Annotated in this window: 18 protein-coding genes; 11 read left to right on the top strand and 7 right to left on the bottom strand. The window is 71.4% G+C overall.

The window, feature by feature from the left end:
• Nucleotides 1–139: 139 nt before the first annotated feature.
• From ABZV42_RS07900 to ABZV42_RS07885, 4 genes are all read left to right on the top strand, one after another.
• Nucleotides 140–1,225, top strand: a complete 1,086-nt coding sequence (locus tag ABZV42_RS07900; RefSeq protein ID WP_356051336.1) for a 4-oxalomesaconate tautomerase — start codon at nucleotides 140–142, stop codon at nucleotides 1,223–1,225.
• Complete coding sequence (locus tag ABZV42_RS07895; protein ID WP_355980224.1) at nucleotides 1,222–2,172, top strand: VOC family protein; 951 nt, start codon at nucleotides 1,222–1,224, stop codon at nucleotides 2,170–2,172. The genes ABZV42_RS07900 and ABZV42_RS07895 overlap by 4 nt, the downstream gene beginning before the upstream one ends.
• A 355-nt stretch (nucleotides 2,173–2,527) precedes the next feature.
• Nucleotides 2,528–3,856: an MFS transporter gene (locus ABZV42_RS07890; RefSeq protein ID WP_356051188.1), complete on the top strand. Its 1,329-nt coding sequence runs from the start codon at nucleotides 2,528–2,530 to the stop codon at nucleotides 3,854–3,856.
• A 165-nt stretch (nucleotides 3,857–4,021) separates the two neighbouring features.
• Nucleotides 4,022–4,798 (top strand): GNAT family N-acetyltransferase, encoded by a 777-nt coding sequence (locus ABZV42_RS07885; protein WP_355980219.1) that lies wholly within the window; start codon nucleotides 4,022–4,024, stop codon nucleotides 4,796–4,798.
• A 70-nt stretch (nucleotides 4,799–4,868) separates the two neighbouring features.
• Here ABZV42_RS07885 and ABZV42_RS07880 read toward each other — a convergent pair whose 3' ends face one another.
• On the bottom strand, nucleotides 4,869–5,750 hold the full coding sequence (locus tag ABZV42_RS07880) for a GNAT family N-acetyltransferase (protein ID WP_355980216.1): 882 nt from the start codon (nucleotides 5,748–5,750) through the stop codon (nucleotides 4,869–4,871).
• 522 nt (nucleotides 5,751–6,272) lie between these two features.
• Nucleotides 6,273–6,536: a GlsB/YeaQ/YmgE family stress response membrane protein gene (locus ABZV42_RS07875; RefSeq protein WP_355980213.1), complete on the bottom strand. Its 264-nt coding sequence runs from the start codon at nucleotides 6,534–6,536 to the stop codon at nucleotides 6,273–6,275.
• A 215-nt stretch (nucleotides 6,537–6,751) separates the two neighbouring features.
• Between ABZV42_RS07875 and ABZV42_RS07870 the strand changes: the two genes are divergently transcribed.
• Nucleotides 6,752–8,197 (top strand): hydrolase, encoded by a 1,446-nt coding sequence (locus tag ABZV42_RS07870; protein WP_355980210.1) that lies wholly within the window; start codon nucleotides 6,752–6,754, stop codon nucleotides 8,195–8,197.
• Between the two features lie 101 nt (nucleotides 8,198–8,298).
• On the opposite strand, the gene ABZV42_RS07865 is transcribed toward ABZV42_RS07870, so the two are convergent.
• Both ABZV42_RS07865 and ABZV42_RS07860 read right to left on the bottom strand, forming a co-directional pair.
• Nucleotides 8,299–11,025: a sugar-binding domain-containing protein gene (locus tag ABZV42_RS07865; RefSeq protein WP_355980207.1), complete on the bottom strand. Its 2,727-nt coding sequence runs from the start codon at nucleotides 11,023–11,025 to the stop codon at nucleotides 8,299–8,301.
• A 364-nt stretch (nucleotides 11,026–11,389) separates the two neighbouring features.
• Entirely contained in the window at nucleotides 11,390–12,589 is a 1,200-nt protein-coding gene (locus ABZV42_RS07860) for an ROK family protein (protein ID WP_355980204.1), read from the bottom strand.
• A gap of 180 nt (nucleotides 12,590–12,769) precedes the next feature.
• Here ABZV42_RS07860 and ABZV42_RS07855 point away from each other — a divergent pair, with 180 nt between their 5' ends.
• Entirely contained in the window at nucleotides 12,770–14,230 is a 1,461-nt protein-coding gene (locus tag ABZV42_RS07855) for an APC family permease (RefSeq protein ID WP_356051186.1), read from the top strand.
• A gap of 47 nt (nucleotides 14,231–14,277) precedes the next feature.
• On the opposite strand, the gene ABZV42_RS07850 is transcribed toward ABZV42_RS07855, so the two are convergent.
• Nucleotides 14,278–14,850, bottom strand: a complete 573-nt coding sequence (locus ABZV42_RS07850; protein ID WP_356051184.1) for a GNAT family N-acetyltransferase — start codon at nucleotides 14,848–14,850, stop codon at nucleotides 14,278–14,280.
• A gap of 158 nt (nucleotides 14,851–15,008) precedes the next feature.
• On the opposite strand from ABZV42_RS07850, the gene ABZV42_RS07845 reads away from it, so the two are divergent.
• The 5 genes from ABZV42_RS07845 (at nucleotide 15,009) to ABZV42_RS07825 (ending at nucleotide 21,035) form a co-directional block, all read left to right on the top strand.
• Nucleotides 15,009–16,544, top strand: coding sequence for an AMP-binding protein (locus ABZV42_RS07845; RefSeq protein WP_355980195.1), 1,536 nt, complete (start codon nucleotides 15,009–15,011; stop codon nucleotides 16,542–16,544).
• 369 nt (nucleotides 16,545–16,913) lie between these two features.
• Nucleotides 16,914–18,239 (top strand): FAD-dependent oxidoreductase, encoded by a 1,326-nt coding sequence (locus tag ABZV42_RS07840; RefSeq protein WP_355980192.1) that lies wholly within the window; start codon nucleotides 16,914–16,916, stop codon nucleotides 18,237–18,239.
• The gene (locus tag ABZV42_RS07835) at nucleotides 18,236–18,967 is read left to right on the top strand and encodes a DUF1365 domain-containing protein (RefSeq protein WP_355980190.1); all 732 of its coding nucleotides are present in this window, start codon (nucleotides 18,236–18,238) and stop codon (nucleotides 18,965–18,967) included. The genes ABZV42_RS07840 and ABZV42_RS07835 overlap by 4 nt, the downstream gene beginning before the upstream one ends.
• A complete protein-coding gene (locus ABZV42_RS07830; RefSeq protein WP_355980188.1) occupies nucleotides 18,964–20,232 on the top strand; it encodes a class I SAM-dependent methyltransferase in 1,269 nt (422 codons plus the stop codon). The genes ABZV42_RS07835 and ABZV42_RS07830 overlap by 4 nt, the downstream gene beginning before the upstream one ends.
• Entirely contained in the window at nucleotides 20,229–21,035 is an 807-nt protein-coding gene (locus ABZV42_RS07825; protein ID WP_355980186.1) for a DUF1295 domain-containing protein, read from the top strand. Before ABZV42_RS07830 ends, ABZV42_RS07825 begins: the two co-directional genes overlap by 4 nt.
• Before the next feature lie 87 nt (nucleotides 21,036–21,122).
• On the opposite strand, the gene ABZV42_RS07820 is transcribed toward ABZV42_RS07825, so the two are convergent.
• Together ABZV42_RS07820 and ABZV42_RS07815 are read right to left on the bottom strand one after the other, a co-directional pair.
• Entirely contained in the window at nucleotides 21,123–21,875 is a 753-nt protein-coding gene (locus ABZV42_RS07820) for an anti-sigma factor (protein WP_355980184.1), read from the bottom strand.
• Nucleotides 21,872–22,456 carry a sigma-70 family RNA polymerase sigma factor gene (locus ABZV42_RS07815; protein ID WP_355980181.1) on the bottom strand — a complete coding sequence of 195 codons (585 nt, stop codon included), beginning with the start codon at nucleotides 22,454–22,456 and terminating at the stop codon, nucleotides 21,872–21,874. The genes ABZV42_RS07820 and ABZV42_RS07815 overlap by 4 nt, the downstream gene beginning before the upstream one ends.
• Between the last annotated feature and the right edge of the window lie 2 nt (nucleotides 22,457–22,458).

The following is a 22,458-nucleotide window of genomic DNA, read 5'->3' as shown; positions in this document are numbered from 1 at the left end:
TCGGAGCCGTCTTGAGCGGGCCCGACGCCCGGGTCGGAGCCGCCCTGAGCGGGTCCGACGCCCGGGCTGGAGCCGCCTTGAGCAGGCCCGACGCCCCGGACGGAGCCGCGTCGTGAGGCGCTCCGAGGAGGTGCGCTGCATGCTGCTGCGCGGCGGCACCTCCAAGGGCGCCTACTTCCTCGCAGGGGACCTGCCCGAAGGCGCCGCCGAACGCGACGCCCTGCTGTTGCGCGCGATGGGCAGTCCCGACCCGCGTCAGATCGACGGCCTGGGCGGCGCGCACCCGCTGACCAGCAAGGTGGCCGTGGTCTCCGGCTCCGCCGACCCCGCCGCCGACGTCGACTACCTGTTCCTCCAAGTCTCCGTCGACAAGGCGGAAGTGTCGGACCGTCAGAACTGCGGCAACCTCCTCGCCGGTGTCGGCCCGTTCGCCGTCGAACGCGGACTGGTCGAACCGGCGGACGGCGTCACCTCGGTGCGCATCCGCATGGTCAACTCGGGGGACCTCGCGCTCGCGACCTTCCCCACCGAAGGCGGACGGGTGGTCTACGAGGGCGACGCCGAGATCTCCGGAGTACCGGGGAGCGCCGCGCCCGTGGTCATCGAATTCCCGCGCGGGAGCGCTCCGTTGATGCCCACCGGCCACGCCCGGGATCTCGTCGCCGGCACTCCCGTGACGTGCGTGGACAACGGCATGCCGACCGTGCTGATCGCCGCGTCCTCGCTGGGCGTCACCGGGTACGAGGCCCCGAAGGACCTGGAGGAGGATCCGGCCCTGGCCGGCCGACTCCGCGAGATCCGCCTGGAGGCGGGCAGGTTGATGGGTCTCGGGGACGTCGCGAACGCCACCGTGCCCAAGCTGACCCTGCTGGCCCCGCCCCGCGACGGCGGAACCGTCATGACCCGCACGTTCATTCCGGTGCGCTGCCACACCTCGATCGGCGTCCTCGGCGCGGCGAGCGTCGCCGCCGGGCTGCGCTTGGAGGGGGGCGTCGGCCATGCCGTGGCGCACCTGCCCGAGCGGGGCGACCGGCTGCGTATCGAACACCCCACCGGGTTCCTCGACATCGAAGCGGGTGTCGAGTACGGCCCGGGCGACGACATGCCCGTGGCGCGGCGCACCGCCGTCGTCCGCACCGCACGAAAGATCTTCGACGGCACCGTGTTCCCCAGGTCCGCCGATACGGCACCGATACCCGCACCATCCCAAGGAGGTCCGCGATGACTCCGCCGCTCGGCGACATCGCCCACATCGGCCACGCCCAGCTCTTCACCCCGGACCTGGACGCCAGCGTCGCCTTCTTCACGGACTACATGGGCCTCACGGTCAACGGGGAGCAGGGCGACACCGTCTACCTGCGGACCTTCGACGACTACGAGCACCACAGCCTGGTGCTCACCGCCCGCGAGCGGCCCGGCCTCGGCCGGCTCGCCCTGCGTACCTCCGGCGAGGAGGCACTCCGGCGCCGGGTCGCGGCGGTCGAGGCCGCGGGCGGCACCGGCCGCTGGGTCGAGGACGAACCGGGGCTCGGCAAGGTGTACGTCACCGCAGACCCTGACGGTCATGAGCACGCCCTGTACTGGGAGAGCGAGTACTACCGGGCTCCCGAGGGGCTGAAGCCGGCCCTGAAGAACCAGCCGCAGGCCAAGCCCAACCGGGGCGTGGGCGTTCGGCGCCTCGACCACATCAACTTCCTCGCCTCCGACGTGCTCCCCAACGCCGAGTTCCAGCAGAACGTGCTGGGCGCCCGGCCCACCGAGCAGATCCGGCTCGACTCCGGGAAGATCGCGGCCCGCTGGCTGACCTTCACCGACAAGTCGTACGACGTCGTCTACACCTCGGACTGGACCGGTTCGGCCGGACGCCTGCACCACATCGCTTTCGCCACGGACACCCGTGAGGACATCCTGCGCGCCGCCGATCTCGCCATCGACACCGGTGTGTTCATCGAGACGGGTCCGCACAAGCACGCCATCCAGCAGACGTTCTTCCTCTACGTCTACGAACCCGGCGGCAACCGCATCGAGTTGTGCAACCCGCTCACCCGTCTCGTCCTGGCCCCCGACTGGCCGCTGATCACCTGGACCGAGGACGAGCGGAAGAAGGGCCAGGCCTGGGGTCTGAAGACCATCGAGTCCTTCCACACCCACGGCACACCGCCCATCGGCTGACCGCCCATCGGCACACCATCCATCGCCTGACGCACTTCGGCGTCCCGCGCTCTGGCGTCCCGCCCTCCGGCGTCCGCCGGGCGAACGGCCGAGCGACCCCTTCAGGCCAGTACACGCGTACGGGCGGCACCGGGCGTGTGCCGCCCGCACGTGTTTTCACCTGCTTCTCAGCCGCGCGTGCGACGGTCACGCAGGGTGGCCTGATTGCTTCCTGGATTGTTGACAAAAGCGTTGACACTCCAGGAGTTCACTCCTTAGCGTCTGTCGCACGATCGGGTCAGCCGCACGAGCCGCGTCGACCCGCACCCCCGAACCGCTTCCAGGGCCCCCACCTCCTGGACGAGAGGAAACAACGATGTCCTCCTCCCTCGCCCTGCCCGCTCGCGGCGGCGGCAGACTGGCCGCGCTGGTCGTCGGCCTCTGCTGGCTGGTCGTCCTCTTCGACGGCCTCGACATGTTCATCTACGGTTCCGTGCTGCCGCACATGCTGGAGTCGAAGGCGCTCGGCATCGACCCCGCCAAGGCCGGCGACGTCGGCTCGTGGGCCACCTTCGGCATGCTGATCGGCGCCCTGTGCTCGGGCACCGTCAGCGATTGGGCCGGCCGCAAGAAGACGATCGTCGTCTCGACCGCCGTGTTCTCGCTGGCCTCCGCGGTCTGCGCGTCCGCCGGGAGCCTGGGGGTCTTCAGCCTCGGCCGTTTCCTGGCCGGCCTCGGTCTCGGCGGCCTCCTGCCGAGCGCCATCACCATGGTCACCGAGTACGCGCCCCGAGGCCGCCGCGCCCTGATCGTGGGCTCCCTGATGACCGCTCACCAAGCCGGCGGCATCGTGGCCGGATTCGTCGCGCTCGGGACGGGCGACTGGCGGGTCGCCTTCTGGATCTGCGTCGTACCGCTGTTCATCGGCGTGCCGCTGGCGGCCGTCTACCTCCCCGAGTCGATGGCCTTCCTCCAGGCCAAGGGCCGCACCGAAGAGGCCCGCGCCCTCGCCGACCGCCACGGCGTCGACCTGGCCGCCCGCGCCGAGGAACGCAAGGCCGCGGCCGACCGCTTCAGCGCCCTCACCACCCTGTTCCGTGGCGGCCGGTGGGCCCAGACCCTCCTTTTCTGGATAGCGTCCTTCGGCGGTCTGCTCCTCGTCTACGGCGTCTCGCAGTGGCTGCCCTCGCTGATGAAGGCCAACGGCTACAACCTCGGTTCCTCGATCGGCTTCGTGATCGTCATCAACCTCGGCGGCATCGTCGGCATGCTGATCGGCGGCCGTCTCACCGACAGGTTCGGCGGCTCGCTGATCTCGGCGATCTGGTTCGGCGCCACCGCCGTCGGCATCTACTCCCTCAGCGTCAAGATGCCGCTGCCCCTCACGTACACCGTCGTCTTCCTGACCGGCCTGTTCCTCTTCAGCGCGCAGGCGATGATCTACGCGACGGTGGCGCACCGCTCCGACGACGACAACCGCGCCACCGCGGTCGGCTGGACCTCCGGCATGGGACGCTTCGGCGCCGTCTTCGGCCCCTGGCTCGGCGGCCAGTTGCTCGCCACCGGTTCGACCACCGCGGGCTTCACCGCCTTCGCCCTCGCGGGCGTCTTCTCCCTGGTGTTCGTCAGCCTGACCGGCCTGCGCCGCGTCCAGGCGACGCCCGTCGGCTCCGTACCGCAACAGGAACTGACCGCCGCCGGCTGACCGGAGCGGCTCGGGACGGCGTCCGGGCGGGCCCTGGGAAAGGGCCCGCCCGGACGCTCTCGTGTCCGCGGCCGCACGGGGAGGCGAAGCCCGGCTCCTCCTCCCCGACGCCCGTGGACACGTATTCGCGTTGCCCCGTTCGTCCCGGGATGCTGGAGTGACCCCATGGATCACGTAGCGGTACTGGCGCTCTTCGACCGGGACATGCGGGAGGGCGCGCGGCCCGACGCGCCCGGCGCCCGGGTCGAGCGCGTCGGCAAGGTGGTGCGCCAGGTCGGCGCCGACAAGGGCTGGAACGGGGTGCTCTGGTCGGACCTGGACGCGGCGGGCGCCGACGCGGCCATCGCCGAACAGGTGCGCTTCTTCTCCGGGCCAGGGGGCGGCTTCGAGTGGAAGCTGTACGGCCACGACCGGCCGGAGGACCTGGGGCAGCGACTGCGGGCGGCGGGCTTCATCGCCCAGCCCGAGGAGACGCTGATGGTCGCCGAACTGAGCGGTCTGGCCCTCGACGTGGAACCGCCCGAGGGCGTACGGCTGCTGCCGGTCACCGACCGCGCGGGCGTCGCCCTCGTCGCCGAGGTCCACGAGCAGTCCTTCGGCGGTGACAGCACCCGGCTGCGCCACCAGCTGCTCGCCCAGATCACCGGCGACACGAACACGGTCGTCGCCGTCGTGGCGCTCGTCGGCGACGTTCCGGTCAGCGCGGCCCGCATGGAACTCCTGCCGGGGGCCCGGTTCGCCGGGCTGTGGGGCGGCGGAACCGTCGAGGCCTGGCGGGGCCGGGGCATCTACCGCGCCCTCGTCGCCCACCGGGCCCGTGTCGCCGCCGAGCGCGGCTACCGCTACGTCCAGGTCGACGCCTCCAGCCAGAGCCGCCCCATCCTCACCCGCCTGGGCTTCCAGCCGCTCACGACGACCACTCCGTACCTCTACGAAGCGTGACGCCCGCGAGGGTCACTCCGTACGGGTAGGAGGGGTGGCGCCCATTAGGGTCACTCGGTACGGGGGTTTCTCAGAGGTCCAGCCGGTACTCCAGCTCGCGACGCGTCGGCCGGTAGCCGAGGGCGTCGTTGATGCCGATCATGTGCGTGTTGCTGTCGGCGGTGTCGGTCAGCAGTCCGGTGAGTTCCGGGTAGCGCAGACGGGCTTCGCGGATCGACTCCGCCTTCATCCAGAGGCCGAGGCCGTGGCCGCGGTGTTCGGGCAGGACGCCCGTTCCGTAGTGCTGGGCGTCACCCCGCCCGTCGCCCGGCACGACGAGTTCCGAGAATCCGACGATCGAACCGTCCGAGCGGTCCACCACGGCCACCGTGTGCAGCGCGTCGCCCCGGTCGAGGACGACCTGGACCACGGACCGGACCCGCTCGACGTCCCAGACCTCGGCGCCGAGGTCGCTGTCCTCCGTCGGCATGTCGTCCATGGCCCGCCGCGAGTCGGCGAAGCTGTGCGCGAGTTCGGGCGGCACGAGGCCGTCCCAGCTCCTCAACTCGTAGCCGGGATGCGGGCGTTCGGTCATCTCGGTCACTGAGCCGAGGTCCAGTTCCAGCAACGGGAGGCGGGCGAACGTCAGGGCCAGCACCGGGAGGAACCCGCGCGCCGTGAGAAACGGTTCACCGGGGGAGCCGGCCGCGACGCGGGCGACCAGTGACCGCCGTCCCTCGCTCCGCGCGGCGGTCAGCGCGGCGTCCAGGAGGGTGCCGCCCACTCCCGTACGCCGCTCGGCCGGGTGCACGGAGATCTCCAGCTCGGCCCGGTGGTCGTGCCCCTTCCTGTCCGGCAGCCGGAGGAACGCCGAGCCCACCGGAGCCCCTTCGGCGTCCGAGGCCAGCCAGGCGAGGCGCCGGCTCGACGGGGAGGAGCGCGGATCGGTCAACGGCGTGATGCGTGGCGGCAAGTTCTCTCCGTGGCGTGGGGCGCGGGCAGGGGTGCGGGCAGGCGAAGCCCGCAGACCGTAGCCATGCGCGCCCGCGCGCCGCAACACAATTCGGCAGGCGCGGCCCGAGCAGGTTTCCGGTTCGCCCCGCCCGCAGTCCGTACGGTACGCCGCACCCCGGAGTGCGGGCGGTACGGCGCTCCGTGCCGGCCGACCGGTCGGCGTCCGGCATTCGGCGCCTTCGGCCCCCGCCCATCCGGTGCCATGAATCCCGCCCATCCGGTGCCATGGCCCCCCGCACGCTGAGAGCCGAGCCGGCCCGCCGCGCAGGTCCCCGCCACCCCGCGCCGAGCCTCGACAGGCGGTCCCGCGCTTCGCGCAACGGGCCGTCCCCCGGCCGAACAACGGGCCACCACCCTTGGTGACACCATCCGGCTCACCGACCCCGCCACCGGGGCCCGGCCCCTCCACCGAGGAGCCGGCACCCGTCGACCTCAGCCGCTATCCACCGACCTCAGCCGGTATCCGTCCGACGCCCGCCGCTCAGTGGCGCCCCCTCGCCCGGTCCAGCGCCGCGACGCCTATCGCGGCCAGGCCGATCTGGATGAGCCACTCGATCCAGTCGACGCCCTTCGTGTCGGCGACGCCGAACGCGGCGGCGATCCCCGACCCGATGAACGCGGCCACGATGCCGACCGCGATCGTCCACAGGATGCCGATGCGCTGGCGTCCCGGCACGGCCAGCCGGCCGAGTACACCGATGACGATGCCGATGACGATGGCACTGATGACGCCCGAGATCTCCATTTCCGCCCCTTGTCGTCGGACTCCCGCTGCACTGCATCTGCCCGTCCGGAGCCTGGTGCAGTCCCTTCCGTTTATTGCCCGGGCTTGATGGTTCCCAGCCTGAATGCCATGTACCTTTCAATCGTTCAACGCGTGTAGATCCCCCCATGTTCGGTCTACGCGCGAAGAGTTGGCGCTCGAACCCCCTTTCCCCACCCTTCACGGAGGTTTGACGGATGCTCGGATCAAGCAGGTCCCGCCGCAGACGGCTCATGACCGGGCTCGCCGGTCTCGGGCTGCTCCTCACCGCGGGAGCCCTTCACGTCACGGTCGACGCGACCCCGGCCCACGCGGCCACCACCCACCGCGTCCTGTTCGACAACGGTCATGCCGAGACCGCGGGCAACGCCGACTGGATCATCTCCACCAGCCAGCCCGACCCGCTCGGACAGAACTCCTCCCCGACCTCGGAGACGTCCTGGACCGGCGCCCTGTCGTCGTGGGGCGTGGCCCTCCAGAAGACCGGCAACTACAGCCTGAAGACGCTGCCTTCGGGCTCCAGCCTCAGCTACGGCGGCAGCGCCGCGACCGACCTGTCGAACTTCGACGAGCTCGTGCTGCCGGAGCCCAACACGCTCTTCACCACCGCCGAGAAGACCGCCATCATGACGTTCGTCAAGAACGGCGGCGGCCTCTTCATGATCTCCGACCACACCGGCGCCGACCGCAACAGCGACGGCTACGACGCGGTCGAGATATTCAACGACCTGATGACCAACAACAGCGTCGACAGCACCGACCCGTTCGGCTTCTCGATCGACACACTGGACGTCGGATCCGACTACCCGAGCGCCATCAGCGACAGCACCAACGCGGTCCTGCACGGCTCGTTCGGGACCGTCACCAAGAGCCTGATCGCGGACGGCACCACCGCCACGCTCAAGCCCGCCGACAACTCGGCCGTCAAGGGCCTGGTCTACCGGACCGGTTACTCCGGGAACACCGGCGCGTTCTTCGCGACCAGCACCTTCGGCAGCGGCAAGGTGGCCTTCTGGGGCGACAGTTCACCGATCGACGACGGCACCGGCCAGTCCGGCAACACGCTGTACGACGGCTGGAACGACACCGGCGCCACCAACGCAGCGCTCGCCCTGAACGCCACCGACTGGCTCGCCGGCACGAGCAGCGGCGGCGGTGGCACCGGCACCTGCACGGCCGCGCAGCTCCTCGCCAACCCGGGCTTCGAGTCCGGGGCCACGTCCTGGACCGCCACCAGCGGTGTCATCACCAACAGCTCGAGCGAGGCCGCCCGCACCGGCTCGTACAAGGCGTGGCTCAACGGCTACGGCTCGGCCAACACCGACACGCTCTCCCAGGCCGTGACCATCCCCTCGGGCTGCACGGCCACCCTCAGCTTCTATCTGCACGTGGACACGGCCGAGACGACCACGACCACGGCGTACGACACCCTCAAGGCCCAGGTCCTCAACAGCAGCGGCACCGTGCTGTCGACCCTGGCCACGTACTCGAACCTGAACGCGGCGTCCGGGTACACGCAGCGCACGTTCAGCCTGGGCTCCACCTACGCCGGGCAGACGGTCACGATCAAGTTCACCGGTGTCGAGGGCTCGACGCTCCAGACGTCGTTCGTCCTCGACGACTCCGCGCTCAACGTGAGCTGAGCCGGACCCGGACGAGGGGCGGTCCCGCAACCGGGGCCGCCCCTCGCGCCGTTCAACCGGACTGACAGGCGCCGTCCCGGCAGGACCGGACCGGTGCCGTTCTACCGGGACCGGACCGTCCGCTCCGGCGTGTTCCATCCCGAGATCCGCACCCTGGGCACGGCCCCGCGCAGATCGGCCGTCCGGCAGGTCGCCGTCAGGGTCACCGACTCGCCCGGCCACAGGCTCACCTGGTTGTCGGACCACCGCACCGGCACCACCGGCCGCCCCTCGGCGTCCACGAGATGCGCGTCCGTGAGGAGGGAAGGCGTCCTCCCGGTCCCGTCGTTGCGCAGGGTGACCTTCGTCGTGGTGGTCCCGCCGGGGTCGGAGGAGGCCGACACGGAGGCCGAGACCGGTACCCGTGCCATGGAGCCGAGCCCCTTCAGATCCGCGTAGCCCGTCGTCGGTGTGTGGTACCAGTCGGTGTTCGCCCAGTCGATCGTGTCCGGCCGCGTCGACAGCCAGTAGACGTTCCGGCTGACCTCCCTGCCCCCGGCGTCGCTCAGGACCAGTCGCGCCAGATACGTCGTCGCGAGGCCCTTCACCGAGGGTGGCACGGTGAGCGCGGTGACGTGGGCCCCGTCGCCGCCCACGGTGACCTTTGTCGCGGTCCTGTCGTATCTCCGGGTTCCGTCGGGGTCGAACAGCGTGACGCGTGCCGTGAGGCCGGAGGCGGGCGCGTGCCGGCTGTTCACGACGACGACGGACCGGTCGTCGTACGAGTACTGCACGTGCAGCGGTTCGTTGGCCTTCTTCGCCCCGAAGTACGCCCCTCCCTGGTCGAGGTAACGGTCCATCAACTGCCAGTGCAGCGAGGTCCATCCACTGTCGAGCATCCAGTAGACGACTCCGGTCGCGGGCCTCGATGAGTCGGTGGCGTTGCGCCCGTACGCCTCGAACTGCGCCCGGACGTTCTCGTACTGGGCGAGCTGGGCCTTGCGTACGTAGTCGGCGAGACCGGTCGGCGCCCCGTAACGGCCGGCCAGGGCGGCATCGTAGATCTTGAGGGTGCCGAACACGGGGGACGGTGAGCGGTGGAACTGCCTGGCGTCCGGGTTCTTCCAGAGGGTGTCCAGCTCGGCGGGCGACATCATGCGGCGCAGGGTGTCCAGGGTGGGGATGTCCGGGCCCGCGCCGGTCTCGGAGTTGAAGCCGGTGGCGCCGCCCTCCCGCTTGGCGTACCAGTAGCCCGGCGGGATCCAGTCGTAGGGTCCGGTCATCTTCATGCCCGAACGGCCGGACACCGGTGAGGAGTTGTCGGAGGCGGCGGCGACCACCGGGGTCGGCCAGTCGGCCGCCTTCAGCGCATCGAGGTAGGTCTTCTCGATCCGGGCGTCCGGTGCGAAGTCGCTGCCGATGAGGAACGAGAGGACGCTCGGGTGATCACGCAGCCGGGCGGCCTCGGCGGCCATCGACGCACCCGCGACCGGGTAGTCGGCGTCGGTCCACTTCTCGCCGGTCTCGGTGCCGTTGACCTGTCCCTCCCACTTGTCGCAGCACTCCCAGCCGGGCAGCGTGAGAATGCCGTACCGGTCGGCGAGACCGAAGAACTCGTCCGGCTCGATGTGGCCTTCGAGACGGACGGTGTTGAGGCCGAGGTCGAGCACGTACTTCAGCCGGTCCTCGACGGCACCGCGGTCCCAGCGCAGGAACTCGTCGGGGGACCAGCCGCCGCCCTTGATGAGCAGCCGCCGGCCGTTGACGCTGTACTGCCGGGCGCCGTCGGAGTTGAGCGGAGCCCTCACCTCGCGGACGCCGAAGTCCTCGTGCGCGGTGTCGGAGGCGGTGCCCGCGACGGAGACGGTCAGATCGAGGCCGTAGAGCGGCTGCCCGCCCATGCCCGCGGGCCACCACACCTTCGGTGACCTCAGGTGCAGCCCCGGGACCTCGCGGGGCGAGAACGAGACGGGCTTCGTGCCGTGCGCCGCCAGCGCAACCGTCTTGGAGAAGGACACCGGGCCGATGCGTCCGGACACCACGGCGGTGACGGCCCTGCCGGTGTCGTTGCGCGCCCGCGCCTTCACCATGAGGTCGGCGGAGCGCAGCGAGGGCACGTCGAGTCGGGTCAGCACGTGCGCGTCGCGCAGCGCGACGGGGCCGCCCCGGCGGACGAGGACGTCACGGACGATGCCCATGTTCTGGTCGGGCGGGGGCTGGAGCCAGTCGATCCAGCCCATCGTCAGGTTCCGGTTCGGGTCGTTGGGCCGGACGCGGAAGGCGACCGTGTTGGTGCCGGCGCGCACCAGCGAGGTGATGTCCAGTTCGTGGTGCGTGTACGCGCCGGTGACCCGGGCGGCGTCGGCGATCCGGTGACCGTTGACGTAGACGTCCGCCGCGGAGATCACCCCGCTGAAGTCCAGATGGCTGCGCTCGGAGGTGTCGGCGACCGTGAAGTCCGAGCGGTACCACCAGGGAACGGTGAACTCGGCCTTCGGGATCTTCTTCAGGTTCGTCGAGTAGAACGGATCGGCGTACGTCCCGTCGGCGAGCAGCGCCGCGAGGACCGTGGAACGCGGGCCCGCCGGATACCAGCCGCTCACCCGGTAGCCGGGACTGGACACGGCGGACGCCGGGTCGCCGACCTTGGCGCTCGACTGGATCGCGTACCCCGACAACGCCGTGGTGCTGCCCGGCACGGAGGACACCGTCGTGACCCGGACAGGGGGCGGGGCGGCCGCTCGCGGATCGGATCCGTCGGCCCGCGCGCCGACGGAGAGGGTGCACAACAGGCCCAGGGCGACGGCGGCCGTCGCGAGGCGCGGCCGGGAGGCAGGGCGGTGGAACACGGTGATCTCCTTGGGGGTGGGGGAGCATCCGCGCTACGACACTGCAAGTTAGGAAACTTTACTAACTGGGTCCACAAGCTAGGCCGGTGAGCAAGTCATGTCAATCACCGGCCGAGCTGAGTCGAGCTGACCGCCCGCCCCTGCTGAGCCGAGCCGCGTGGCGAGCCGAGTTGATTCGAGCGAGTCGACCGGCCGAGCTGAGCCGGACCGAGTCGACAGGCAGAGCCGAGCCGAGCTGACTCGACCGGCCGTGCCGACCGACCGCCCGAGCCGGACAACCGGCCGCGTGGCCGCGGCCGTCGTCCCGGTCAAGGAACTCGACCCGGATTCGGATCCCGGTTCGGCCGGTGGACCTGGCCCCGCCTCAGGAAGCCGACCTGCGCTCGAACACCACATCCCGCGCCGTCCCCAGCGCCGTGGCCACCGCGCCGAGCAGGACCGCGTCCTCGCCCAGACGGCCCGGCGCGATCCTCGGGCGCAGCGGCGTCAGGGCGCGCAGCGTCTCGCGCACCGGCCGCAGCAGCAGGTCGACGCTGTGCCCGACCCCGCCGCCCAGGACGACCAGATCGGGATCGAGCACCGCCGTCGCGGCCGCCACCGTGTGCGCGATCCGCTCGCCCTCCAGCCGGACCGCCTCGACCGCCGGGCCCTGCCCTTCCCGTGCCGCGTCGAAGACGGCCTTCGCGGTCAGCTGCCCGGTCATGCCGAAGTGCCGGGCGGCCTCGACGACCGCCTCGCCGGACACCGCGTCCTCAAGGGTTCCGGGCTTGTGCCGGCCCGGCCAGGGAAGGAAGCCGATCTCGCCCGCCCCGCCGTGCGCCCCCGTGAACAGCCGCCCCTCGCTGACGACACCCATGCCGAGCCCGGTGCCGATCATGATGTACGCGAACAGCCTGCTGCCGGCGCCGACCCCGTACGTGTACTCGCCGAGGGCCGCGAGATTCGCGTCGTTGTGCACCTCCAACGGGATGCCCAGCTCCTCGCGCATCCGGTCGAACAGGCCCGCCCGGCCCCATCCGGGCAGGTGCATCGCGTACCGCACCCGGCGCCGCCGCTCGTCGTACACGCCCGGTGTGCCCACCACCGCGTGCGCCACCTCGTCGGCCCCGACGCCGGAGTTGGCGACGACCTGACGGGCGGTGGCGACGACCAGGTCCGCCATCGCCCCGGAGGTGCGGGCGCGGTTGCGTACGTCGGCGCGCGCGACCACGGCGCCGTCGAGGTCGGCCACCGCCACACGCAGCCAGCTGCGGCCGATGTCGATGCCGAGGGCGTACCCGGCGGCGGGGTCGGGGGCGTACAGGACGGCGATCCGGCCGCGTTCGGGCGCCACCGTGCCGACCTCGTGGACGAGTCCCGCCTTCTCCAGTGCGGCGAGCGCGCTGGAGACCGTCGGCTTGGACAGCCCCGTGTCCCGGGCGAGCTGTGCGCGTGAGGCGGCGCCCCCGGCGCGCAGCCGGTCGAGGAGCAGCCGCTCGCTCGTGTTGCGCAACCGGCGGCGGTTCCAGGGCTGTTCGGGCTGCACTGTGGAGTCGTCGGCGGGCATCGCACCATTCTCACTCATTCATGACACCCCCTTGACGCGCTTAGTAAGGCTCCTTAACTTTATCGCCCAGTCGGCCTCGCCGGGCGGGCCGAGGGGAGTCCGGCGCCGACCGGCCGCCGGCCGCCGTCGATCCGTCCGCCGCCTCCTGGGCGGCCGTCACCTCGTACTTCTGCGCGCGTTTCGTCCTGAGGAGGATCCGTGTCCGGTACCCCGCCACCCGCCGGCGGCTTCGTCCGCCGCGTCGGCCCGTTCCAGGCCACCGCCATCAACATGAGCCAGATGTGCGGCATCGGGCCGTTCGTGACGATCCCGCTCATGGTCGCCGCGTTCGGCGGCCCGCAGGCTGTCATCGGATTCGTCGCGGGCGCTCTGCTGGCGCTCGCCGACGGGCTCGTATGGGCCGAACTCGGCGCCGCCATGCCGGGCTCCGGCGGCAGTTACGTCTATCTGCGGCAGGCGTTCCAGTACCGCACCGGACGCCTGATGCCCTTCCTGTTCGTCTGGACGGCGATGCTCTTCATCCCGCTGATCATGTCCACCGGCGTGGTCGGCTTCGTCCAGTACCTCGGCTATCTGGCCCCCGACATGAGCAGAACCACCGGCGACCTCGTCGGACTCGGCATGGTCGCCCTGGTCGTCGTCCTGCTGTGGCGGGGGATCGAGCACATCGCGCGCATCACCGCCGTCATGTGGGGCGTGATGATCACCTCGGTCCTTCTCGTGATCGTCGCCGCCGCCACCGGCTTCAGCGCCGCACGCGCCTTCACCTACCCGGCCCACGCGTTCGCCCTGTCCACCGGCCACTTCTGGGTCGGCTTCGCCGCGGGCCTGACCATCGGCATCTACGACTACCTCGGCTACAACACCACCGCGTACATGGGTGCCGAGATCAAGGACCCCGGACGCACGCTGCCCCGCTCCATCATCTACTCGATCGTCGGCATCATGGCGATCTACCTGCTGCTCCAGATCGGCACGCTCGGCGTCATCGACTGGAAGCGGATGACCGACCCCGGCGACATCGCCTCCACCTCGGTGGCCTCGGCGGTCATGGAGGAGACCTGGGGCAGGGGCGCGGCCGACACGGTCACCGTCCTCATCCTGATCACCGCGTTCGCCTCGGTCTTCACCGGGCTGCTCGGCGGCTCGCGGGTGCCCTACGACGCCGCCCGCGAGCGCGTGTTCTTCCGCCCCTACGCCAAACTGCACCCCAGGCACCGCTTCCCGACGCTGGGTCTGGCCACCATGGGCGTCATCACGGCGATCGGGTTCCTGATCGGCCGCCACACCGACCTGGCCACCCTCATCCAGCTGCTGACGACCGTGATGGTGATCGTGCAGGCGCTGGCCCAGGTCGTCGCCCTGTCGGTGCTGCGCAGACGGCAGCCGGGGCTGCGCCGCCCGTACCGGATGTGGCTCTATCCCCTGCCGAGCTTCCTCGCCCTCGCCGGCTGGCTCACGATCTACGGATACGCGGACAAGAACTCCCCGGGCCGCCACCCCATCGAGTGGTCGCTGGCCTGGGTCGCCCTCGGCCTGGTCGCCTTCGTCGTCTGGGCACGTCTGGAGAAGGTGTGGCCCTTCGGCCCGAAGGAGGTCAGTGAGGACTATCTGACGGCGCCTGCCCCGGCCCCGGAGGCGGAGCCCGCCGGCGGGTGAAGGAGCCTTCCCTCGACCGGGCCGGCCTTGTCTCCCGGCCCGGTCCCTCACCCGAGCGGCGGGCCGTCGCCTTCACGGTGGTTCCAGGTCAGCAGGACGACGTCCCGGCCCTTCGCCGTACGGACCACGGGCGCGTCGTCGGTGAGGACGAAACCCGTCGCCCTCGCGACCGCCTCGCTCGCGGTGTTCCCGTCCTCGATGCACAGCACGACGCGCCGGCCGCCGACCCGGCGGTGGGCGAAGTCCACGGCGAGCCGGACCGCCCGGGTCGCGAGTCCCCGGCCCCGGTCGGGGGCCCCCACCCCGTAGGCCAGCTCGACGTCACGGTCGTCGGTCGTGCCGGGGAACAGCAGGATCTCGCCACGGGGCCGCGCGCCGTCCGTGGTGATGGCCAGCTGCACGCCCCGCCTCTCGGCGGTCTTCTGTTCGGCCGCCGCGAGGTAGGCGAGCGCCGCCTCGGTGTCGAAGGGCGAGACGACCGGCGTCCACCGGTCGATCTCGGGGTCGTCGTAGAGCGCGACGAGATCCGCCACGTCGTCGTCGGACCACTCGCGCAGATGCAGCCCGAGCCCGCCGATGCGCAGAGGCCGGGGCAAGTCGAACGTCGGTCGGCTGTCCATCGGACGATCGTGACGTGTCGGGCACGCGAAGGCCAAGGACGCGGGGACGCGTACATGGATGCGGACATCACGGCCGGTGACCGATCGGGTGTTGTCCGGATGGGCCGGGGCGGGACCAGGATAGAAAGGGGTCATCGTCCGATCGCCGGGAGGCCGTGATGCTCGTCCCCTTCGGAGCCCTTGATTTCCTCGACCGTGCCGTCACCGTGTACGGCGACCGCGTCGGTGTCGTCGACGAACCCGACCAGCCGGCCGAGCCCTGGGAGGGGCTGACCTACCGGCGCGTCGGTGAGCTCGCCAGAGCCCAGGCCGCCGGTCTCGACGCGCTGGGCGTCCCGCACGGCGCGCGCGTGGCCGTGGTCTCGCCCAACAGCGCCAGAATGCTCACCTCGTTCTTCGGCGTCAGCGGCCACGGCCGGGTCCTGGTACCGGTCAACTTCCGTCTGACGGCAGACGAGGTGAGCTACATCGTCGAGCACTCGGGCGCGAGCGTCCTGCTCGTCGACCCCGAACTGACCGACCGATTCGCCGGCGTCGGCTGCGAACACCGCTTCACGCTCGGCGCCGACGCGGACGCCGAGCTGTACCGCTTCGACGCCGACCCGCGCCCCTGGGAGGCGGACGAGAACGCCACCGCGACGATCAACTACACCAGCGGCACGACGGCCCGGCCCAAGGGCGTGCAGATCACGCACCGCAACATCTGGGTCAACGCCACGACCTTCGCCCTGCACGCCGGTGTCACCGACCGTGACGTCTACCTGCACACCCTGCCCATGTTCCACGCGAACGGCTGGGGGATGCCGTTCGCGATGGCGGGCCTCGGCGTCCGGCAGATCGCGCTGCGCAAGGTCGACGGGGCGGAGATCCTGCGCCGGGTGGCCGAGCACGGAGTGACGGTGATGTGCGCCGCCCCGGCCGTCGTCAACGCGGTGCTGGCCGCCGCCGAGTCCTTCGACGGCGAGATCCCCGGCCGCGACCGGGTCCGTATCATCGTCGCCGGAGCCCCGCCGCCCACGCAGACCGTCGCCCGGGTCGAGTCCCTGCTGGGCTGGGAGTTCATCCAGATCTACGGCCTCACCGAGACCTCACCGCTGCTCACCGTCAACCGCACCCGCTCCGAGTGGGACGACCTCGACCCGGGTGCCCGCGCCGAGAAACTGGTGCGCGCCGGTGCCCCCGCGCTGGGCGTGACCCTGCGTACGGCTGCCGACGGCGAGATCCTCGCACGCTCCAACGTCATCCTGGAGGGGTACTGGGAGCAGCCCGCGGAGTCCGAACGGGCCCTGGCCGAAGGATGGTTCCACACGGGGGACGGCGGATCCATCGGCGAGGACGGCTATCTGACGATCAGCGACCGCAAGAAGGACGTGATCATCACGGGGGGTGAGAACGTGTCCTCGATCGAGGTGGAGGACACGCTCTTCAGTCATCCGGCGGTCGCCGAGGTCGCGGTCATCGGCGTGCCGCACGAGAAGTGGGGCGAGACCGTCAAGGCCCTGGTGGTCCTCGCCCCGGACACGGAGGCGACGGAGAGCGAGCTGATCCGGTACTGCAAGGAGCGACTCGCCGGATACAAGGCGCCGACCTCGGTCGAGTTCCGGGGCGAGCTGGCCCGCACGGCCACCGGCAAGCTCCAGAAGTACAAGCTGCGCCGGCCGTACTGGGAGGGACGCGACCGGGACGTCAACTGACCTTCCGCGCCGAGTGCGGCCAGGACAGCACCGGACCACCGCGCCGCACCACTGCACCGCGCCGCACGGCACGGCACCACGGCACGGCACCACCGCGCCGTACGGCACCGCGCACGGCGCCGTACCGCGCCGCACAGCACCCCGCACCGGGCCGCGGCGGCCGTCGAACTCGCTCGCCAACGAGTGGGCTGGCGGCCGCCGTTCCATTCACCTGTAGTAATGGTCCGATCGCTTTCCGTGATCAACCGCTCGCGGGATCCGGCGCCTCCCGTCCGATCAGCGGAAGATCGTGCCCCGGCCAATCCGTTTGGGCCTCAGCTCCGGAATACCTGCGAGAGCTCCGACCGGGAGCCGGGCGGGAGGAAGCCGATGAGGCGCAGGTCAGCGGATGCTTTGGGCGGTGACGCCGGGAGCACCGGAGGGGAGCGGAACGGAGCGCTCCGGCGTACGGCCGTGATCGGCGGGGGAGTGGCCGGGCTCACCGCCGCGTACGTGCTGAGCCACGAGCGGCCGGTGGCCCTCTACGAAGCGGACGACCGGCTGGGCGGACACGCCCACACCCACGACCTGACCTCGTCCGACGGACGCCTGCACCGCGTCGACTCGGGGTTCATCGTGCACAACCACCGCACCTACCCCAACCTGCTGCGGCTGTTCGCCGAACTCGACGTCGCCACCCAGGAGTCCGAGATGAGCCTGTCGGTCCGCTGCGAGGGCTGCGGACTCCAGTACGCGGGCGCCCGGGGCCCCGCAGGCCTGTTCGCCCGGCCGCGCAGCGTGCTGCGCGGCACGTATCTGCGGATGCTCACCGAAGTGCCGGCCTTCCACCGCGCGGCACGCAGGCTCCTGGCCGAGGGCGGCGAAGACGCCCTCACACTGGGCGAGTTCATCGCCAGGGAAGGCTTCTCGCCCTACTTCACCCAGCACTTCATGACCCCGATCGTCTCCGCGGTCTGGTCCTGCGACGCGGCCACGGCCCACCGTTACCCGGCCGCCTACCTGTTCCGCTTCCTGGACCACCACGGCATGCTCTCGGTGACCGGTTCTCCCGTCTGGCGCACGGTGACCGGAGGCTCCCGCTCCTACGTCGACCGGCTGGCCAAGGAACTCGACGCGGTGCACACCTCCACCCGGGTCAGGGCCGTACGCCGCCACGCCGACGGCGTCGACATCACCACCGAGGACGGCACCACCGCCTCCTACGGCTCCGTGGTCATCGCGGTCCATCCGGGGCAGGCGCTCGGGCTCCTCGCCGACCCCACCGACCTGGAGCGCGAGGTGCTCGGGGCGTTCCGCTACTCCCGCAACACCACCCTGCTCCACACCGACACGACACTGTTGCCGAGCGCCCGCGGGGCACGGGCCTCGTGGAACTATCTGATGCCCGACTGCGAGACCGGCGCGGACCGGGTCCGGGTGAGCTACGACATGAACCGGCTCCAGCGGCTGGACGCGCCCGAGACCTACGTCGTCACGCTCGGCGGCGAGGACCGGGTCGATCCCGCACGGGTCCTGGCCCGCATGGAGTACGAACACCCCGTCTACACACCCGAGTCCGTCGCGGCGCAACGCCGACTGCCCGCCCTGAACGGCCCGGTGACGGCGTACGCGGGCGCCTACCACGGCTGGGGCTTCCACGAGGACGGCTGCCGCTCCGGCGTCGAGGCGGCCGAGGCGCTGGGGGTGACCTGGTGACCGCCGCTCCCGCTCTCTACCCCTGCACGGTCGCGCACGTACGGACCGCGCCGACCCGGTACGCCATGCGCCACCGGACGTACATGTGGCTGACCGACCCCGATCGTCCGCCTCAACTGCCTTATTTGCTGCGTGCGTTGGCCCGCTTCGACGCCCGGGACCACTTCGACGGCGATCTGCCGAGCATCCGGGCGGGCCTGGACCGCTTCCTCGCCTCGCACGGTGTCGACCTGCGCGGCGGACCGGTGCTGATGCTCGCCCACGCACGGGTGCTGGGTCATGTCTTCAACCCGCTGACCCTGTACTGGTGCCACGACCCCGACGGCACCGCGCGCTGCGTGGTCGCCGAGGTGCACAACACCTATGGCGAACGGCACTCCTATCTGCTGCGACCCGACGACAGCGGGACCGCGCGGACCCGCAAGGAGTTCTACGTGTCGCCGTTCTTCCCCGTCGACGGCGCCTACCGCATGCGGCTGCCGGAGCCCGGGGACCGGCTCGACCTGACGGTGCATCTGGAACGCGCGGGTACCCGGCCCTTCACCGCCACCGTGCGAGGAACGCGCCGGACCGCCACGGCCGGCGCCCTGCTGCGGCAGGCGCTGCGCAACCCGTGGTCCACCGTCGCCGTTTCCGCCGCCATCCGGCTGCACGGCATCCGCCTCTACCTGCGCGGACTGCCCGTCCAGCCCCGCCCACATCGACGAGCCCAGGAGAACGTGAGATGACGACAGCCCAGTCCTGCCCCGTCGAGGCACTCCGACAGGACACCGACCCGGTCCGCTGGCCGGACGTGGTGACACTGCCGCCGTCCTCGCGGGCCCGCGGCGCTGTCACCCGCGCCCTGGTGCGCCGGGCGCTCGAACGGCTGCCGCTCCAGGCGCGGTTCGCCGACGGAACCCGCGCCGGCCTCGGCGGGCCGGTCATCGAGATCCACGACCCCGCCGCCTTCCACCGCCGCGTCGGCGCCCAGGGCCTGGTCGGCTTCGGCGAGTCCTACATGGCGGGGGAGTGGGACGCGCCGGACCTGGTCGCCGCGCTCTCCGTGCTCGCCGGCCACGCGGCCCAACTGATCCCGGGCCCGCTCCAGAAGCTGCGGGGGCTCTGGGCGATGCGCAGGCCGGACGTCCAGCGCAACACCCCAGCGGGGGCCCGCGACAACATCAGCAGCCATTACGACCTGTCCAACGACCTGTTCGCGCTCTTCCTGGACGACACCCTCAGCTATTCGTCGGCCCTGTTCCGCGGCCTTCCCGCCTCCTGGGCCCTGCTGCCCGCCGCCCAGCACCGCAAGATCGACCGGCTCCTGGACCTCGCCGAGGTGGGGCCCGGCACCCGGCTCCTCGAAATCGGCACCGGCTGGGGCGAGCTGGCGATCCGTGCCGCCGCGCGCGGTGCCCGCGTCACCTCGCTCACCCTCTCCCGTGAGCAACAGGCCCTGGCCCGTGAACGGGTGAGCGCGGCGGGCCTCGAGGACCGGGTGAGTATCGAGCTGTGCGACTACCGCGAGGCCACCGGAACGTACGACGCGGTGGTCAGCGTCGAGATGATCGAGGCCGTCGGTGAGGAGTTCTGGCCCGTCTACTTCGCGACCGTCGACGCACGGCTCGCGCCCGGCGGCCGCGTCGCGCTCCAGGCGATCACCATGCCGCACGACCGCATGCTCGCCTCCCGCGACACCTACACCTGGATCCAGAAGTACGTGTTCCCGGGCGGGCTGCTGCCCTCCGTGGAGGCGGTCGAGGAGGTGACCCGCGCGCACACGGGCCTGCGCACCCTGCGCAGGGACGGCTTCGGGGCGCACTACGCGGAGACCCTGCGGCTGTGGCGCGAGCGGTTCACCGAGCGGGCCGACGAGGTCGCCGCGCTCGGCTTCGACGAGACCTTCCGCCGGATGTGGACCTTCTACCTGGCCTACTCCGAGGCGGGATTCCGCTCCGGCTATCTGGACGTACAGCAGTACCTGTTCGCGAAGGAGGCCCCCACATCATGAGCGGTTTCCCCTGGGGAGCGTTCGTCCAGAACCTCGCTCCCGCGGCCGGGGCGGCGTTCGCCGTCATGCTCGCCACCTTCGCCGTCGCCCTACGCAAGGGCGTGCACCGGATCGTGGACGTCGCCTGGGGGATCGGGTTCAGCGCCGTGGCCCTCGTCACCTTCCTGGCGTCCGCCGGTGAGGGCGACGAGGCCCGGCGCGTGCTCGTCACCGTCCTCACCTCGGTGTGGGGGCTGCGGCTGGCCGCGCACATCGCGCGGCGCGGCCGCGGGCACGGCGAGGATCCGCGCTACGAAGCCATGCTGGCCAAGGCGCCCGGCAGCCGTGACCTGTACGCCCTGCGCATGGTCTACCTCCTGCAAGGGGCGCTGGTGTGGCTGGTGTCGTTGCCCGTCCAGGCGGCGCAGTACATTCCGGGCCCACTCACCGGCTTCGCCTGGGCCGGCACAGCGCTGTGGGCCTTCGGGCTGTTCTTCGAGGCGGTCGGCGACGCCCAGCTGGCTCGTTTCAAGGCCGATCCGGGGAACCGCGGGCGCGTCATGGACCGCGGCCTGTGGAGCTGGACCCGCCACCCCAACTACTTCGGCGACTTCTGCGTCTGGTGGGGCCTGTTCCTGCTGGCCTGCGACAGTCCGCAGTCGGCCGCCGTCGCTCTGGTGTCGCCCCTGGTGATGAGCTACCTCCTCATCAACGGCAGCGGGAAGCCGATGCTGGAGCGCCACATGGCCCAGCGCCCGGGTTTCGCCGAGTACGCGGCACGCACCAGCGGCTTCTTCCCACTGCCACCGGGGCGGCGCCACTGACACCACCGGGGCTGCGCCGCCGCCCCGGTCCTCGCTGCCGACCGAGCCGAGCGTTCGTCCCCTCCCCCGAACCGAGGGGACGAACGCTCAGACGGGCAGACCCAGCAGGGCCACCGGCGTGGACGTCGGTTTCGTGGAGCCGCCGGCCGGCTCCACGGTGACCCCCATGCCGGACGCTCCGTCGACGGAGCCCTTCATCAGCACGGCCTCGGTGCTGCGGCCCGGGTCCATCAGACCCGCGGACCGCATGGTGCCCGCGTCGTCGAACCAGAGCTGGTAGACCTTTCCGGCCGGCGGCTTCGCCATCCTCGAGGAGACGAACACCGCCTGGTCCCGGCTCCTGGACACCACGACCGTGCCGCTCGCCCCGTCGGCCAGCTTCGCCGTCCGCGACGCGGCGTCGGGGGCGGCGAGGACCGCGGCCACCTGGTCCGCACGCCGTTCGGTCTGCCGGGCCTGCTCCTGGGCGTCCTGGGCGCGCTCGTGCTGCCACACCGCCGTACCGCCCAGCGCGGCCGCGGCGGCCACGGCCGCGGCGAGCGCCCATCGAGCGGGCCGCAGCCGTCGGCTGCCGATGGCCCGGGGAGCGGTGAGGGCCGTCGTTCGCGGTGACTCCTGCCGGACCGTGGTGATCCGCCGCAGTACCTGGTCCTTGAGGGCCGGGGCCGGCGTGGCGGTCATGGCCAGGCCCAGTCGCGCGGCCGCGGCACTGAGCTCACGGACCTCCTGCGCACAGTCCTCGCAATCCGCGGCGTGCCGCTCGAAACGTTCGCGTTCGTCGTCGGCCAGCGCGTGCAGCGCGTACGCGCCGGTCAGAGTGTGCAGGTCCGCCGTGGTCATGCCGTCACCCCCAGACAGTCACGCAGCCGGATGAGACCGTCGCGCAGGCGGGTCTTCACCGTGCCGAGGGGAGTCGCCAGCAGCTCCGCCACCTCCCGGTAGGTCAGCCCGCGGTAGTAGGCCAGGGTCACCGACTGCCGCTGGAGCTCGGTCAGGGTGCGCAGACAGCGCCGTACCTGCTCGCGTTCCAGGCGCGCCTCGACCTGCTCGGTCACCTCGTCGAACTCGGGGGTCCGGTCGAGGAGCGCGGCCTTGTGCTCCCGCGCCGTCGAGGCCTCGGCCGAGCGCACCCGGTCCACGGCACGCTGATGGGTGAGGGTCAGGACCCAGTTCATCACCGACCCGCGCTCGGGCCGGTAGCGGGCGGCGGTCCGCCACACCTCGACCAGCACCTCCTGGGTGACCTCCTCCGACTGCGCCCGGTCGCGCAGCACCCTGCGCACGATGCCGAGGACGGGGCCCGCCACCACGTCGTAGAGCGAGGCGAACGCCTCCTGGTCGCCACGGGCGACCCGGGCCATGAGATCCGGCAGGTCCGGCTCCGCAGACGGGTTTCTCCCGATCTCCACGGCTTCCTTCACGG

Source organism: Streptomyces sp. NPDC005281 (assembly GCF_040607495.1).
Taxonomy (GTDB): Bacteria; Actinomycetota; Actinomycetes; order Streptomycetales; family Streptomycetaceae; genus Streptomyces.
The sequence above is the reverse complement of the archived record's forward strand: the minus strand, read 5'-3'. Positions and strand labels throughout refer to the sequence as shown.